The sequence below is a fragment of the Streptomyces sp. NBC_01264 genome (assembly GCF_026340675.1).
In the GTDB taxonomy this organism is placed as follows: Bacteria; Actinomycetota; Actinomycetes; order Streptomycetales; family Streptomycetaceae; genus Streptomyces.
In genome coordinates this window covers 55,818-70,982 of record NZ_JAPEOX010000004.1, presented here as the reverse complement: position 1 = coordinate 70,982, position 15,165 = coordinate 55,818, and the positions used below count along the sequence as shown (strand labels likewise).

Here is a 15,165-nt window from a genome sequence, read left to right as displayed (position 1 = left end):
CGAATCTGTCGCCTTCGAAGGAACTTCACCTATGACGAACGACCTCACGGCCGCAATGGCCGGTCTCACCGTCGGCAGCCACATCACCGTCCACGGCGGTGACACCCGCGGATACGACGTCATCCGCGCCGGCTACCTCCTCGCGCCGCCCGACGCCAAGAAGATCACCTACAACGGCGCCTCCATCGCCGGATGGCGGGTACGTGTCGGCGCCCACGGCGCGGACCCTGATGACCGCGCAACCTGGGTCAGCCTGACCCCCGAGCGTGGCATCATCCGCCACACCCCTGAACCCGACATGAGCCAGTGGCAGCAGGGCCCGGTCACGACCGCCGGCGCTCGACGGGACCGCCACGACCTGCACATCGTGTTCGGCGGACAGGTCTACCGCGGCGCCACCGAACCCATCGAGGAGACGCCCGTGCTGGTCGTCTACACCGGGGAGAGCGTCTACGAATTCATCGACCCCAACACCCGGGAGCTGCACTTCAAGTGCCGCTCGGGTAAGGACATCTGGTGGCGCCCGCTGCGCCCGGCGCCGACCCCGAGCAACTGATGAAGACCGCCGTCCAGGAAACGCTGCCCCTGCTCGACCTGCCCGAGGTCCCTACCGCATCGGACTGGTGCCGCCGCTGGACGCACTTCAAGCCGTCCTGGAGGCACCGCAGTGACGGAGGCTTCGACGCCCGCCGCTTCGAGGTCCACCCGCTGCCGGAGAAGCCCGCCAAGGACTTCGTCCTCGCACACCACTACTCCGCCTCCTACCCGTCGGCCACACGGAGATACGGCCTGTACGACAACCTGGAGGGCGAACTGCGGCTGTGCGGGGTCGCCGTCTTCGGTGTTCCGGCTGGCTCGAAGGTGCTCACCAGCACCCTGCCCGACCTCCAGCCCAATACCGAATCCCTCCTCTGCTCGCGGTTCGTACTCACCGACGCCTGCCCGGGGAACTCCGAATCGTGGTTCCTGGCGCGCTGCTTCGAAGACCTGCTGGCGGCTGGCGTACGAGGGGTCGTGTCCTTCGCCGACCCCGTTCCCCGCCAGGACGCCTCCGGCACCTTGATCGCCGTTGGACACGTCGGCACGATCTACAAAGCGTCCAATGCCATCTACACCGGCCGGGCCCCAGCCCGGACCATCAAACTGCTGCCCGACGGCACCGTTCTCCACGACCGCGCAGCCCAGAAGGTCCGACGACAGGAACAGGGCCACCGCTACGTGGAGAACATGCTCATCTCGCTCGGAGCTCCCGCACCTCGCGCGGGCAGCGATCCTGGCACATGGCTGCGCGAGGCCCTGGCCGCGATCGGAACACGCGACCTCCGCCACCGCGGCGCCCACCGCTATGTCTTCCCGCTCGGCAAGAACCGCCGCGAGCGCGAGCTCATCCGGCTTGGCCGGCCACAGATCAGCCCGCCGCCCCGGCAACCGGACCAGCCCCAGCCAGCACACCCCAACTGCCGCTGACCGAGGGTCTCTCAGGGCCGCCGCTCGCCGCAGGACGGCCGGCCCAGCTCCCCCGGCGTGCCGACCCGCGGGCACCGGACTCTGTCCACAGGCTCAAGCCTCCACGCTGCCGATCTCCGTACGCACACCCTGAAGGAGATAGGGATGCCCACCAAGCGATCGAAACGCCGTGCCGGTGCGGGCGCGAGCGCCCAGGCCATGGCCGACACGATCCGCGCGGCCGAACGCCGCAAGCAACACCTCACCGCAGCCTGGGCCATCCCGCTGACCGTGATCCCGGCTTCCGCGGCCGGATACCTGGCGACGATCTACCTGGACTGGTACGGCGGCGCCGTCGTCCTCGCCGTCCTGCTCACCATCGCTCTGCGCCGCATCTACCGCAGCAAGGGCAGCTCCTGGGCCACCGGCGCGGCCGGCGAGCGGCGCACCGGACGCATCCTCATCCCGCTCGTCCTGTTCGGGCTCGGCCGGTGGGCGGTCCTCCACGACCGACAGATCCCAAGATCATCAGCGAACCTCGATCACCTGATCATCGGACGGTGCGGGCCCGCCTACGTGGATACCAAGACCTGGCGATCCAAGACCTCCAAGGTGCGCGTCGACGCTCGGGGGCAGCTCTGGTACGGCCGCTACTCCCAGCAGCGCGCCGTGGAGACCGTGATCTGGGAAGCCCAGCGAGCAGCCGAGGCGCTCGGCCACCCCGTCCGGCCCATCATCGCCGTTCACCACGCCGCCATACCGCCCGGAGGACTCGTCAGCGGCGGCGTCACCATCGTCCAGGCCACCGAACTGCGACGGCACCTGCGCTCGCTCCCGAAGGAGCCCGGCTGGAACCGGGTCCGGATCCGCCAAGCAGCGCACCTCGCAAACCAACGGCTGCGCCCAGCGGTCTGACCCCGACAGCCCTCCCTCTCCGACGGGCCCCGCGGCCCCTCGCCCGATACAAGGAACGAACGATGACAATCGCGATCGTCGACGGTTACTCGACCGGCGCCGCCCTGGCCCGGCGCCTCCAGAAGCAGGGCGCGCAATGCGTCCACCTTCAGAGCCGTCCCGAGGTCAACGCCTTCCTGGGCCAGTCCTTCGAGGCCGGCGCGTACAGCATCGACCTCGGATACATAGCCGACCTGCGCACCGTCACGGACCGGCTCACCGAGCTCGGCGTCACCCGGGTTACGGCCGGCTCGGAATCCGGCGTCACCCTGGCCGAGACCCTCGCCCACCGCCTCGGCCTTCCCACCAACTCCGCCACTCAGCGCGGCGCCCGCCGCGACAAACACCTGATGGCCCAGGCCGTGGCCTCCGCTGGCCTCGCCACCCCGCTGGCCACCCTGGCGCACACCCCTGACAGCGCCGCTACCTGGTTCGAGACGTCCAAGGTGCGGGAGGCGGTGGTCAAACCCATCGCCTCGGCCGGCACCGACAACGTCCGGTTCTGCCGCAACCCCCACGAAGTGAAGGCCGCCGCTGCCGCCATCCTGGGCGCCCGGACCGTCTTCGGGGAGGCCAACCACGCCGTCTTGGTCCAAGAGCGGCTGCACGGCACCGAGTTCTACATCAACACCGTCTCCCACGAAGGCCACCACCGCGTCGCAGAGATGTGGCGCTACACCAAGCAGCTCGGCGAGAAGTCCATCCCGGTGTACGACTACGAGGAGCCAGTCGCGACCACCACCGAGGAAGGCCGCACCCTGCGGCAATTCACGGTCGCTGTTCTCGACGCGCTCGGCATCCGATCGTCTCCCGCTCACACCGAGGTCATGCTCACGGACAGCGGGCCCGTGCTCATCGAATCGGGAGCACGACTCGGCGGAGCCACCGACCCGGACGTCGTCGAGCGGTACTGCGGCATCTCCCAGACCGGCCTCGCCGCTCAAGCCCTGATCGACCCGCAGGCCCTGGTGGACTTCGACGACACCCAGACCACGTGGACCGGCACCGTACGCAACGTCGAGTTCGTCAACCACCGAAGCGGCCGTGCCGACGGCACTGCCCCAGCCCGGGTAAACGACCTCCCCAGCGCCGTATCGGTCCACTTCGCCGTCGCCCCCGGCGAACTCCTTCCACCCACCGGCGACCTGCTCAGCTCACCGGGATACGCCTACCTCGCGGCCAGCGACCGGTGCGTGGTCGAGCGCGACTACGAGCTGCTGCGCATCTGGGAACGCGAAGGGCTCCACACGGTCTGAGGTCGCCACCGCGAGTGCCCTGCGAAGATCGTCGTGGCGAAAAGTCACTGGCCATCGGGCCCGGCAGGGCAATACGCTGAAGGAGTACGCCCCGGGTAGCAGTCACTGCAACCCCCCGCACACTGTCCGGGGCACAGCCTGCGAGCCCCGGTGTCCGCCTCTTCCCTTCGGGAAGGCGGCCCGGGGCTCCGCCGTGTGCCCCGCCCGACCGCCCGCCGTTGCCGCCGGAGGCACAGGCCGGCGCCGGACCGGCCCGCAACGGGTGGCGCCAAGCGGAGCTCCCGCCAGCGGCGGGCCAGAGCGGGCGTGCCAGGCTCAGGCGAGAAGCGCGCAGTACTGCCGCTGCCGGCGCCGATGCCGGGCGGCACGGGACTCCTTCTCCCGCTGGAGGGAGCGCAGTTCCCTCAGCCGCTCCCGGCACTGGCCCTGCTGGGCCGCTGCTTCCCCCTTGGCCGCGGCGAGCTGCAGCGCCTCGACGTCGGGCCGGGCCAGATAGCGAAGCGCCAGTGCGCGCAGGACCCCGGACGCGCGCCGCTCAGTGGCCCAGGACGCGGAGATTCCCGCCCTGACGCCGGTACGCGCCCGGGCCGAAAGAGAGGCCGGGGCCGTCGGGGTGATGCCCCCGGTCGTTCCGGTGTCCCAGAGCCCGGAGATCCGCACGCCGTTGACGGTCGGCTCGTCCTCGTGCTCGTAGTCGTACGGGCTGGTTGAGCGAACGTGTCCGAAGGTCGTACGCAGGCCCACGGGCAAGGGCAGCGGGCGGAACCGGTCTCGGCCGACCGTGACCCGGCCGTGGACCCGGGCGCCCTCCACTTCGTACACGACGGTCCCGGGAAGCGCCTCGTTCACGGCGACTTCCCGGACGGTCAGGACCCCCATTGACTCGCCCTTGTCGTCGACGATCGGGACGCTCACGGGCGCAGGGTCGGCCGCCCGGATGGGCAGGGGGCGCCGCCGGACCACGCCGAGGACGGCATTGAGGCGGGCGCGTGCCTGCCGGCGCTGCTCCTTGAGCTCGGCGGCCTCGGCCTCGAGGGCGGAGGCCTTCTCGTCCTCGTGCTCAGCCAGGGACACCGCCTTGTGGCGCGCCGCGGCCGTGATGAGTTCGAGACGCTGATCGAGGGCGGCCCAGTGCGCGACGATCGCCCGGAGCACCGTTTCGGTCCGGCGTCGTACTCCGGTGCTCAGTTCGCGGTTGACGCCGTTGTCGCGCAGGCAGGTTGCGTACCGGCCGAGGAAGTAGCCCGAGGGCGGGTCGTCGGGGTTGATATCGCTGGTCCACCCGTGCAGGCGGACGTTGTAGATGACCGGTTCGTCGGGCCGGTGCGTCGAGTAGTAGGTCATGTCGTTGTCGCTCGGGTCGGCATCGTCGCCGTACTGCACCCTCACCGTGCTCGGCAGGACCGTGCCGTCGTGCAGGGCCTCGGGGATGACGACGAAGGTGCCGCGAATGTGCGGTCCGCGGACGATGTAGCGGACGTGTCCCCGTTCCAGGACCGTCACGCGCATCGCCAGGGGACCGGTGCCCGGGACGTCCAGGTCATGGCGGGAGGTGGTGCGACGGGCAGTCAAGGGCACCTCCTGTGAGGGTGGGTGGGTGTGGGCTGGCTTTCTGGCGGGGTGGGTGCTCGGTACGCGGGGGCGGTCAGGACAGGTCGGGGTCGTGGGCGTGGATCGTGCGGGTGCGCCCCACGGCGTCGGTCACCGTCCAGATCGACTCGGTGATGCCGGGGTCGAGCTGACGGCCCCGGGCTTCGCCGGCGGCCTCCTCGGCGTCGGCGACGTCGTCGATGGCGATACGCCAGGTCGCGATGTACTCACCCGGAGCGGTCGTCGCCGGGGGGACGTCGGGGATGAGGACCAGAGCGGTGAGATCCAATGCGTTAACCCAGCCGGCCCGGCGGAGGGTCTCGGCGAAGGCGGTGGATCGCTCTTCTTCCAGGTGCCAGGTGTCGGAGCTGTACGGGTTGAACCGGACGACGATGTGGTCTGCACCCGGATCAGGGCGGAAGACCCTCAGCTCGCCGAGTTCATGGCCGGCGGAGTCGAGGGCGGTACGGATCGCGGAGACGGCCGGATCGGCCTGTGAGTTCGTGGGCATGGCGTGTCGGCTCCCTTGGGCATGCCGCGGTCTGCACCGCGGGGGTGATGGGCGGGTGGGGGCGGGGGAGCGAGGTCTAGGCGCTGATCAGGTCGCGCAGTTCGAGGACACGTCGCTCGGCGTCGGCCACGGCCGTGCGGGCGAGAATCAGGCGTTCGCGGCGACCTTCGAGCTGGGAGTTGTAGGTGTCCAGGAAGCTCAGCGCTGCCTGTCGACGGGCGGCGGTCGTGAGCGCGTCGATGTCGCAGTGTTTGAGCCAGTGCCTGACGACCACGTCGAGAACGGCCAGGGCGTGAACGTGAGTACGGCGTGGGAGCCATTCGTGGCGCCCCGTCTTGCCCTTGCGCAGCGGCCGGAAGGCGGCCATCTCGCCCGGGGCCGTGCGTACCGGACCGGTCAGGCGGATGTTGTTGATGGACAGCGGACGCGGGTCGAGGGCGGCGAAGGACGGTGCGAACTTGTCGGGGCTAACGAGCAGGTCGTCAGGCCCCTCGACGGGCTTGGTGGGGTCGTCGCCGACGGCGGCAGGGGTCAGCATCACGCAGCCGCGTACGTGGGGTGCGTCGAGGCGGTAGAGGGCGCTCCCCGAGTGGCTGTCGGTGAAGGTGACAATGTTCAGCCGGCCGTAGCAGCCGAGATCGCGGGCGGTCCGGTCCTCGTGCAATCCGGGGAACGCAGGCAAAACGGCTCCTTTCGCCAGTCATGGGGCGACGGGCCCGCCCGGGGGGATGGGCGGGCCCGTCGGAGGAAGCCGCCCGGCGGTGCAGGGGCACCGGGCGGCGGGTATCGGCAGCAAGGCCGGGGGAGGGAGCCCCCTAACGCCTTCTGACGCTATTAGCTTACCGAATGGCGGGCTCTATGGCAAGTTATACGCGCCAAAGGGGCGCGCCACCTCTCCCCGCAGCGCCGCAGACAGGCGGCCGAGCTGCGGCGGCGCCGTCACGAGCTCCCCAGGGCCGCCGGCAACGGGCGTGGTCGTGGCCACCACCTCGCCGGGGATCGTGCGTACGGCGGGTCCCAGCTCCCTGCGCGCAGGACCGACCTCGCGAGGCGCGATCGTTCCCTCCAGAACCCTGTGCGGGTCGAGCAAGGCCAGGATCTGGAGCGCGAGTCCCGCGGGCACGTTGGAGAGCTTCACGTCCATCGTCTGCGCGTTGTGGTTGAGGGTTACCTGCCCGGAGGCGATCGCAGGCAGCGGCGCCAGGCTGTCGAGGCCGCCGGACCAGTAGGTGGTCCGGCGTCCGCTGGCCTCGTGAGGAGAGACGGGGCCATGAGAAATGTTGGGCAGCACCCGTGCGATGCGACGGTTCATCGCGATCCGCGCCTGCTCCTCCCGCTCCGCGTCCGCGGCCGCCGCGAGCGCCTCGCCGATTTTGGCGAGGTAGCCGGGGAGGAATCGGCGGACAATGTCCTTGGCCATCAGCGCCGGAGGACGATGCAGGCCAACCGTGATGCCCTCCGGCCGCAGTCCGGCATATCCGTGAGGGAACACGCCCTCCACGGTCAACCGCTTTCCCGCCTCTCCCTTCCGGTAGGCGTAGCGCTGCCACAACCCGATCCCGAGACCTGAGGGATGCAGCAGCTTCAGCTTGCCGTAGGCGGCCCGTTCCGTTTCGTGGGTCCAGCCCCCTCCCTCGACGTTCTCGGCGTTGAACGATTCGGCCAGGGCGCGGCCCAGGCCGTCGAACTGGGCCTGTCGGGATTCCAGTTCAGACATGAGGTTTCCTCCTCGGCGGGGGGTGGGGTCGATGACTGTCGCGAGCGTCGTCCCGGCGAGTGGCCGGGGGCGGGGTGGGGCGCCGCATGCACAACCTGGTCGACCGGAGTCACGGCGCCGCGACGCCCCAGGCCGACGTCACTCTGCTGCGCGGGGCGCCCGGATTCCGGTGACCAGCGTGCTGCGCTTCGTCCGATCCGGCGGGCGCAGGGAGGCCGGAGGTGCTCACGTGCCGCCTCCTGGCGTTCGGTCGGGCTCAGGCCGCGGTCCGGTAGAACTGCCGGTCCCGCCGGAACCGCTGAAGCAGGGGAAGTGTGGCGTCGAGCTGGAAGAGAGGGGGGAGCTTCGCCGACGCCGGATCGCCGTCGGCGATCGTCCGGGCGTACTTGATGGCCTCCTGGAATGCCTCGAAGTACGGCTTCAGGTCGCCGACTTCGCGCCGACGGCGCCCGCGGTCGCGTCGGCTCAGCGCCTCGTCGATGTAACGCTCGTTGCGCTCGTGGAGCCGCTGGAGCAGGAAGTGCCCCGCCACCAGGGATGCAGCCGCGCGGTGGCCGGCGGCGATGCCGGGCAGGCCCCGCACGCTCAGCGGGAGCACCTCCGCGTCCGCGGAGTCGACACCGGAGGCGATCACCTTCCAGACGTCGTCCTCGGGAGCCCTCCGGTCGGCTACGGGGAAGCGGGGTGACCGGAAGAGCCGGGAGGAGAGACTGGATAGCGCGGACGAGTTCATGGGATCCCTTTCTGGGGCAGACCGGCGGCCGGGAGGTGGGTAGCCGTCGTGGGAGGGCGAGGTGAGGAAGGCCGACCAAGGGCGACGCGTAAAACTTATTCACGCCGGGCTTGCGCGTCAAGTTTCACGCGGCTATGGTTCGGGTGTCGCTCACCGGGTCGCCGACCCAGGACTGTCAGTGGGAACTGGCAGCATGGTGTGACATCAGCCGAACAGGCACAAAGAAGACGGAGTGCACATATGAACCGCAGCGAGCTGGTGGCCGCGCTGGCCGACCGCGCCGAAGTGACCCGGAAGGACGCGGACGCCGTACTTTCCGCCCTGGCCGAGACGATCGGCGAGGTCGTCGCCAAGGGGGATGAGAAGGTGACCATCCCGGGCTTCCTCGCGTTCCAGCGCACCCCCCGCGCCGCGCGCACCGCACGTAATCCGAAGACCGGTGCCACGATCGAGGTCGCGGCGGGCTACGGCGTGAAGGTGTCCGCCGGCAGCAAGCTCAAGGAAGCCGCCAAGGGCAACTGACCACCACCCCTCCAGCCGCGTCAACGTGGTGAGGAGGAACGCCCCGTGGGGGCGGATGCCGGTAGAGGCATCCGCCCCCACGGGCTTGTCGCACCCTCGGGTCGTACTTCATTCCACTCATTTGGAAAACCATGGAAAACCATGGAAAACCATGGAGGAGTGCGGTAAGTTGGCGTCGTGGACAACGCCCTGAAAGCGATCGAGGACGAGATCTCACGGCTTCGCCGCGAGATGCGCGGCGCTGCGGCAGGCGACGATCCCACCCAGGTCGACGAACTCCGCCTGCAACTGCAGCAAGCCGAGAAGGCCTGGGACGCACTGTTCGAGGGCCGCGAAGAGCCCCGTGCACCCCAGGCGGCCGCGCAGCGGGCCATGAAGCCGGCTCGGGAAATGACCCTGCAGACGCTGGACCTGATCGGCGCTCCAGCCTCCGGGCAGTACATCCGCGCCGTCCACAACGCCTTCTTCGGCGCCACCCTGGAGGCATCCCGGATGGCGAGTCTGCGCCGCGACGAAGAGCGCAGCTACCAGATCAGGGGCGACGGGCGCATCTACGTGTGCCCCGCCTTGACCGCAGGGTCCTTCCGCCCGGCACGCTCCGTCCTCGCCTCCTCCGCATGGCCCCTGGAACGCCGGCTGCTGGCCTCCGGCTCGGGGCAGGTGAACTACCTGATCATGGCGGCGCGCCTTGCTGAAGCAGCAGCACAAGCCGACGCAGGCGACGGTGCGGACCGCTCTGCGGTGGAGGACCTGCTGCACCGCCTGGCCCTCAACATCCCCGGCCTCGCGGGCGATCGACGGGTGGCCCCCGACCGGATACACCGCGCCGCGAGCACCGCGCTCGACCGGCTCCTTCCCGACGACCGGGCCGCTCGTACCGCCGCAGCACGGGCCTGCCAGCTTGACACCGTTCACCAGCTGTTCGGCGCGCCCGTGGCCCGCCAGGACCGCTGAGGCAACCGCAGCAACGACGAGTACGAAGGGCAGGACACGATGACGGAAGTACGCCTGGCCGGCTGCGCCAGCTGCATCGGCTGGGACCGCCCCGGATACGTCGTCGAGTGGTACGAGGACGGCGCCGTCATGCGCTCGCGGTACAAGCGCTGCCCGGAGAGGTGCACCCCGGCCTCCCGGGCCGCGACGATCGAACGGCAGAAGCGCCGGCAGGCCGAGCAGCAGACCCTCGCTGCTCAGCCGGCCACCGCCGACAGCTCACCCCCGCCCGTACAGCCCGCGGCACCCACACGTCCCGCCCCGGCTCAGGAGCCGCCCGTGCGCCACCCCGCCAGCCCCAGGCCCACACCCGCCTACCGCGGCCGTTCCGAAGGAGGAGCCGCGCGCCCGGCATCACGGCGCCCCCCGGCAGCCGCCGCTCAACCCGCCAACTCCGCGACCAGCGGCCCGCGCCGGTGGCCAGCGGTGGCGCTCGAGAGCGGACCCGACGGCTGGAGCCTCGACGTCGAACAGGTCCCCCGCCCCGCCGGCCCCAAGACCACCGACTGGTTCGCATGGCTCGGCACCGGCCTGCCCCTGCGCATCGACCGCATCCACGACGCGGGCCGGACCAGCGACGGGATGGTGTGCCTGTCCTCCTCCGCCCTGCAGACCCTCGGCCTGCCCGCAGCCCTCCCGACCACCGACAAGGCGCTGGCCGCGCTCAAGAAGAAGCTGACGACCGCAGCGGCGAGCGTCGGCATGGAACTCTCCGAGGAGATCGGCCCCATCTTCCACGCCTTCCGCCGCGCGGGAGCGCCCGGAGGCCCCAAGACCTCGGTGCGCGTCGTGGTCACCCCCTGGCTCGGCCAGGGCAACGAGAAGCAGCAGACCACGGGCGAAATGATCGCCCAGCTCGCCACCACGCTCGACGGCCAGCTGGACGCGACCACGCTCGCCCGCCGCATCCGGATCTACGTCACCGACCTCGGCATCGCCCCGGGCATCACCCCGGCCACCACCAGCAAGCTGCTGCTGGACGCCGTCCGCCCCCGGTTCGAACCGTTCCAGGACGAGCAGGGCAACTGGCGCTCGCGCCCGCGCGAAGGCGCTCTGCCCGACGGCGACACCGCCGTCCCCCCGGCCGCCGGCGCCCGCCACCCCCTCACACGGGAACTCATCGAGCGCAAGGAGGCCGTGTGCGAAGAAGAGGACTACAAGTGGTGGGCGCGGCCCCTCACCGCAGCTGAATCGGCCATGCCCTACGCCGTCGCCTGCGACGTCTGCGCCTCCTACCTCTCGGTGACCATGTCCCTGCGGCTGCCCGTCGGCCCGCTGGAGCACGTCACCGAACCCGCATGGGACACCAAGGCCGCCCCGGCAGGCCTGTGGTGGTGCGACTTCACGGGTCTCGAAGTCAACCCGCTGCTGCCGCACCCGGCGACCTTCCACGGCATGGCACCCGCCGGCCCCGGCTGGTACGCCACCCCGACCGTCGCCTTCATGGTCACCGAGTACGACTTCGACCCCACCACGATCACCGAGGCCTACCTCTCCACCCTCACCGTGCCGATCCTCAAGGAATGGACGACCCGGCTCCGCGAGGCCTACAAGCGCGTCTACAGCGTGCTCGGGCTCCGCGACGGCCAGGACCCGGAGGAGTTCCTCGCCGCGTACGCCACCCACGAGCAGCTCGACGACGGCGACATCGAACGCGGAGACGCCCTGGCACTCGCCCCCCTCTACAAGGCGAACTACAAGGGCGGCATCGGAAAGTGGGCCGACTCCGCACGCCACCTGGACGACGAGACCTGGCTGGAGAGGATCGTCACGGACTGGTCCTACCGGCCCGAGATGCGCTTCACCATCATCTCCGCAGCCCGGATCGGCAACCACCGGCGCATGCTCAAGACCCTCAACAAGTCCGGACGGGCGCCCTTCGCCGTGAACGTCGACTCCTTCATGTACGCCACCGAAGAGCCGTCCCCGCTGGAGCTCCTGACGCCTCCGGAGAACGGCAAGCCAGTGCTCGGCGTCCTGCGGCTGGGCATCGGCCCGGGCCAGTTCAAGCATGAGGCGAGCATCCCGATGAGCCGTGTGAAGGAGCTGATGGACGCGGAGAAGCCCGAGGACAGGAAGCACCCGTCCCGCCTCACCGACCACTTCGGCACCGACGGCACCGCCCTTCCCGACGAAGACGCCAGCGGCGGCACCAAGGAGCAGGAGGACGCGCGCGCATGAGCGCCGACGATGAGACCTCGGACCCTGGGGTCAACGCAAGGGTCAAGGAGATCCTGTTCCCCTCCCGCAAGGCACCGGCCAGGAGCACCACGCAGGCCGAGCACGTCCGCGACCGCAAGTACGGGGGGAACACCGGGGCCATGGCCGCCGCCTACAACGTCTCACCCCGTACGGTGCAGCGGTGGATCGACGGCACCCGCAAGCCCACCAAGCACGCGGGCCAGCTGAAGCGGGAAGCAACCGAAGTGCAGACCACGGAACGTGGGCGCGAGCGACGCGCACGCGAGATGGAGAAGCGGGCCAGCGAGGGCATCGCCTCCGGCGTCGATGCCACGGTCAGCCGGGTCAGCACCTTCGAGATCCGCGGATCCAACGCGACACGCAGCCGGGACATCCCGATCTCACTGTCCAGCGGCCAGGTGGCCAGGCTGGCCCGCACCATGGACGAACGAGAGATCGAGGGAATCATCGCCGAGGGCATCGCGGCCTACATGAACGGGGGCAGCGTCTACGGCGGATTCGCCGCCGGGGACTTCAACTTCAACATCGGCGACGTCACCTTCAAGAGCAGGTGACCACGGCTGGCGCCCACGCTGGCGGCTGCCCGCCCCCGGCGTCGGGCCCGAGGGTGCTCGATGTCAGTGACCCCCGGCAGACTGACGCCATGGAGACTGCTCCGGCTGCGCACGGGCCGATACCGAGGATCCTGCCGGCGCTGCCCGAAACCGATCCGGACGTAGGAACGATCCGATGGGATCCCTGGGAACCGGCCCTCCAGATCACCCACCTTGACCCGTCCTGCCCGACCTGCGCCTTCCCCGGACCGCTGTCGACGGCCTGCGGATCGACCTGGTACACCCCCGAGCCGACCCTGGCCCGAGTCGCACGTTCCCGTCCCGGCGAGCGGTCGAAGTGGATACGGACGCAGGCCAAACCCTACTGGTGCAACACCCACTGGGCGGTGCGATGCCCGCAGTGCGACGAGATGCACGTCTACCGGCGCAGCGACTGGGAGCAGATCCACTACCGGCCGCCCACCACCGAACGCGCCGTGCCGCCGACCGACGACAACGTCTTGTTCTGACGCGGGGTCGCCCCCACCTACACCGCCGCGGCGGCCCGTCCGGTCTGTCCGGCGGCGTGGTCCTCCTTGCCGCCGGCTCAACTAGGCGTCCTCAGTCCGCGATACCCGCCGTGAGGTCGGACGCATGCCGGAGACCGCGCCTCAGACCCGCACGGTAGATCTCCCCGACGGTGGTCACGCTCGCGGCGAGACGCTCGTACTCCGCCAAGGGGCCCGTCCACTCGCCGGGCCTGCCCGGGACCTGACGCGGGACCTCGATGTCAGGATGCTCGTCCCGCCAGTCGCGAAGCCCGCGGATGGACTCGGCCGACGTATGCCAGCAAGCGGCCAGCACCCGGTCCGCGAGCTCGCTCGGCAGCCGCAGAGGGATGCTCTCCGGGTACCCGCCGTCCCTCGACCCCGGCCACCTGCCGCCCAGGCTCCGCGCTTCCTCAGGCACCTCCGGCCATACCCCGTCCCAGCCGCGGGCCCCGAGTTCGGCCTTGATCCCGTGCGTAGCGAGCACATCGACGGTGTCGAGGAGCTCACCGCCCTCACGCAGCCGACAGACCTCCCGCCTCCATCGGACTCGGACATCAGCAGCGGCACTCCGAGACAATCCGTGACACTGCCACTCATCCGCCGAGGACAGGATGCGGCGCCGTCGCTTCTCCTGCTCGAGTACGTCCGTCATCCGTTGCCTCGTGCCGGGTGGCACCCAGGCCGTCGCCGCCGTCGTGCCCATGGTCGCCAACTCGCCCTCCCATAACCTCGTACTTTGCATAGAACAGTGCGTCACGCTACTGGCGTCGAGACGGCAGGGGCCCGTCAGGACCGGCAAGGCGCTGCGGGATCTCAACTACCCGCAAACCGGAGAGCTGTGAACCGAAGGACCGCGTTCGCCGTGCGACCTGGGAGTCGACACATGACCAGCAGCGCCGGCGTTCGGCGACGAGTCATCACGGAGGTGCGCGACCCTCCGGCCCGCGACGACCACGACGGGGCCCAAGGTCCGACAGCCAGGTCACCTCAACGGCAGCGGCCCTGTGCCGGAGCTGCACGCAGCACCGGCACGGGGCCTTCCTGTTTTCGGGGATCGTCAGCACACCCGGCGCTGGCGGACCTTGTCCGCGACGGTGCGTACGACGACTCCGATCAGCATGCCGATCCCGAGGACGACGAGGACCCCGAACAGCCGCTCGACGAGCAACTGCGAGCCCACCAGCGGCTGCCAGACCAGCGGAACACCGAGCATCAGGACACGGACCGGACGCAACCTCATTCGGGGCGCGCCCAACCGAGTCGCCGGCCGCATGATGAGCCCCTCCTTCGGGGTCTCGTAGGTGATCGAGGCGCCCGTCAGCAGCGGAACGAGGACGGTCAGGAAGAGGTCGAGGACGGCGAGCACCGAAGCACGCTCCTTGTGGTCAGCGGTGGATCACGATGGAAGGAGCCCCGCACTCGGCTGCGAGGCCGCGGTCGCCCGATCGCGGGCAGCATGACCAGCGTTCGGGGACTCCACGGAGCTTCGACCCTCGGACCTGTGGACAGAGTCCGGACCCGTGGCGCACTGCTACCGAGGCCCGCGGCTCGCCCGGCCGACCGGCGGGAACTTAAGCGCGGTCACCGCTCCGCCACAGCTCCTGCGCCCAGAGCTGCGCGCGCTCGCGCAGGCTGGCCTTCTTGGCTTCCCAGCCCACGGCCGGCGGGGCGCTGCCCGTCTGGACACGGTGCCATTCGATCAGCCGACGCTCGAGCGCCCTGGCGTCAGCCAGGTCTACAGCCTCCACCCACCAGACCTCTGACGTGTGGCTCTTGAGCATGTGGATCACGCTGACGGCCCATGTCTCCGCCGGCTCGTACTGGGTAACCCAGGCACGCTCAGACCCCAACCGGCGGCGGAGACTGGCGGCTGAGCCGATGTAGATGACGGCGCCGCGCGGATCTGCCCACACGTATACGCCGGGAGCACCCGGAGGGACCGGGCATCGACTGAATTCCGGTGTACAGGCCTGGGGAGGTGCGGCGAAGTGAGCGTTCAGTGCCGGGGTGAGTTCGGGGACGGTGAGGACGGCGATGGTCAGGTCTATCGGCATGAGAATGAGGGATACCTGCTGCTCGCCGCCCGCGCCAGCAGTCAGTGGCTTGGCCGGCTCACCGCGCCCCTGCGGTGGCCCGATGCAGGCCCACTTGGTCGTT

17 protein-coding genes are annotated in these 15,165 nt (G+C 70.1%); 9 read left to right on the top strand and 8 right to left on the bottom strand.

The window, feature by feature from the left end; translation table 11 throughout:
* Window positions 1-31 precede the first annotated feature (31 nt).
* The 4 genes from OG435_RS45750 (at window position 32) to OG435_RS45735 (ending at window position 3,656) form a co-directional block, all read left to right on the top strand.
* Window positions 32-556 (top strand): hypothetical protein, encoded by a 525-nt coding sequence (locus OG435_RS45750; protein WP_266887298.1) that lies wholly within the window; start codon window positions 32-34, stop codon window positions 554-556.
* Complete coding sequence (locus tag OG435_RS45745; RefSeq protein WP_266887296.1) at window positions 517-1,467, top strand: hypothetical protein; 951 nt, start codon at window positions 517-519, stop codon at window positions 1,465-1,467. The genes OG435_RS45750 and OG435_RS45745 overlap by 40 nt, the downstream gene beginning before the upstream one ends.
* 144 nt (window positions 1,468-1,611) lie before the next feature.
* Window positions 1,612-2,361 carry a nuclease-related domain-containing protein gene (locus OG435_RS45740; RefSeq protein ID WP_266887294.1) on the top strand — a complete coding sequence of 250 codons (750 nt, stop codon included), beginning with the start codon at window positions 1,612-1,614 and terminating at the stop codon, window positions 2,359-2,361.
* A 62-nt stretch (window positions 2,362-2,423) separates the two neighbouring features.
* A complete protein-coding gene (locus tag OG435_RS45735) occupies window positions 2,424-3,656 on the top strand; it encodes an ATP-grasp domain-containing protein (protein WP_266887292.1) in 1,233 nt (410 codons plus the stop codon).
* Window positions 3,657-3,971: 315 nt separating this feature from the next.
* Here OG435_RS45735 and OG435_RS45730 read toward each other — a convergent pair whose 3' ends face one another.
* The 5 genes from OG435_RS45730 to OG435_RS45710 all read right to left on the bottom strand — a co-directional run bounded on the left by OG435_RS45730 (window position 3,972) and on the right by OG435_RS45710 (window position 8,207).
* Window positions 3,972-5,228 (bottom strand): hypothetical protein, encoded by a 1,257-nt coding sequence (locus OG435_RS45730; protein ID WP_266887290.1) that lies wholly within the window; start codon window positions 5,226-5,228, stop codon window positions 3,972-3,974.
* A 73-nt stretch (window positions 5,229-5,301) separates the two neighbouring features.
* Window positions 5,302-5,757, bottom strand: coding sequence for a hypothetical protein (locus tag OG435_RS45725; protein ID WP_266887288.1), 456 nt, complete (start codon window positions 5,755-5,757; stop codon window positions 5,302-5,304).
* A gap of 76 nt (window positions 5,758-5,833) precedes the next feature.
* Window positions 5,834-6,439: a hypothetical protein gene (locus OG435_RS45720; RefSeq protein WP_266887286.1), complete on the bottom strand. Its 606-nt coding sequence runs from the start codon at window positions 6,437-6,439 to the stop codon at window positions 5,834-5,836.
* Window positions 6,440-6,613: 174 nt separating this feature from the next.
* Window positions 6,614-7,474, bottom strand: a complete 861-nt coding sequence (locus OG435_RS45715) for a hypothetical protein (RefSeq protein WP_266887283.1) — start codon at window positions 7,472-7,474, stop codon at window positions 6,614-6,616.
* 256 nt (window positions 7,475-7,730) lie between these two features.
* Window positions 7,731-8,207: a hypothetical protein gene (locus tag OG435_RS45710; RefSeq protein WP_266887281.1), complete on the bottom strand. Its 477-nt coding sequence runs from the start codon at window positions 8,205-8,207 to the stop codon at window positions 7,731-7,733.
* Window positions 8,208-8,447: 240 nt separating this feature from the next.
* Between OG435_RS45710 and OG435_RS45705 the strand changes: the two genes are divergently transcribed.
* From OG435_RS45705 to OG435_RS45685, 5 genes are all read left to right on the top strand, one after another.
* Complete coding sequence (locus OG435_RS45705; RefSeq protein ID WP_266887279.1) at window positions 8,448-8,729, top strand: HU family DNA-binding protein; 282 nt, start codon at window positions 8,448-8,450, stop codon at window positions 8,727-8,729.
* Between the two features lie 177 nt (window positions 8,730-8,906).
* A complete protein-coding gene (locus OG435_RS45700; protein WP_266887277.1) occupies window positions 8,907-9,683 on the top strand; it encodes a hypothetical protein in 777 nt (258 codons plus the stop codon).
* Window positions 9,684-9,722: 39 nt separating this feature from the next.
* Window positions 9,723-11,903 carry a hypothetical protein gene (locus tag OG435_RS45695; RefSeq protein WP_266887275.1) on the top strand — a complete coding sequence of 727 codons (2,181 nt, stop codon included), beginning with the start codon at window positions 9,723-9,725 and terminating at the stop codon, window positions 11,901-11,903.
* Window positions 11,900-12,478 (top strand): hypothetical protein, encoded by a 579-nt coding sequence (locus tag OG435_RS45690; RefSeq protein ID WP_266887274.1) that lies wholly within the window; start codon window positions 11,900-11,902, stop codon window positions 12,476-12,478. Before OG435_RS45695 ends, OG435_RS45690 begins: the two co-directional genes overlap by 4 nt.
* A gap of 89 nt (window positions 12,479-12,567) precedes the next feature.
* Window positions 12,568-12,987: a hypothetical protein gene (locus OG435_RS45685; protein ID WP_266887273.1), complete on the top strand. Its 420-nt coding sequence runs from the start codon at window positions 12,568-12,570 to the stop codon at window positions 12,985-12,987.
* Between the two features lie 91 nt (window positions 12,988-13,078).
* Here the strand turns inward: OG435_RS45685 and OG435_RS45680 are convergent, their stop codons facing one another.
* From OG435_RS45680 to OG435_RS45670, 3 genes are all read right to left on the bottom strand, one after another.
* Window positions 13,079-13,492, bottom strand: a complete 414-nt coding sequence (locus OG435_RS45680; protein WP_266887272.1) for a hypothetical protein — start codon at window positions 13,490-13,492, stop codon at window positions 13,079-13,081.
* 573 nt (window positions 13,493-14,065) lie between these two features.
* Window positions 14,066-14,374, bottom strand: coding sequence for a hypothetical protein (locus tag OG435_RS45675; RefSeq protein ID WP_266887269.1), 309 nt, complete (start codon window positions 14,372-14,374; stop codon window positions 14,066-14,068).
* A 205-nt stretch (window positions 14,375-14,579) separates the two neighbouring features.
* Window positions 14,580-15,062, bottom strand: a complete 483-nt coding sequence (locus OG435_RS45670) for a GIY-YIG nuclease family protein (protein WP_266887266.1) — start codon at window positions 15,060-15,062, stop codon at window positions 14,580-14,582.
* Between the last annotated feature and the right edge of the window lie 103 nt (window positions 15,063-15,165).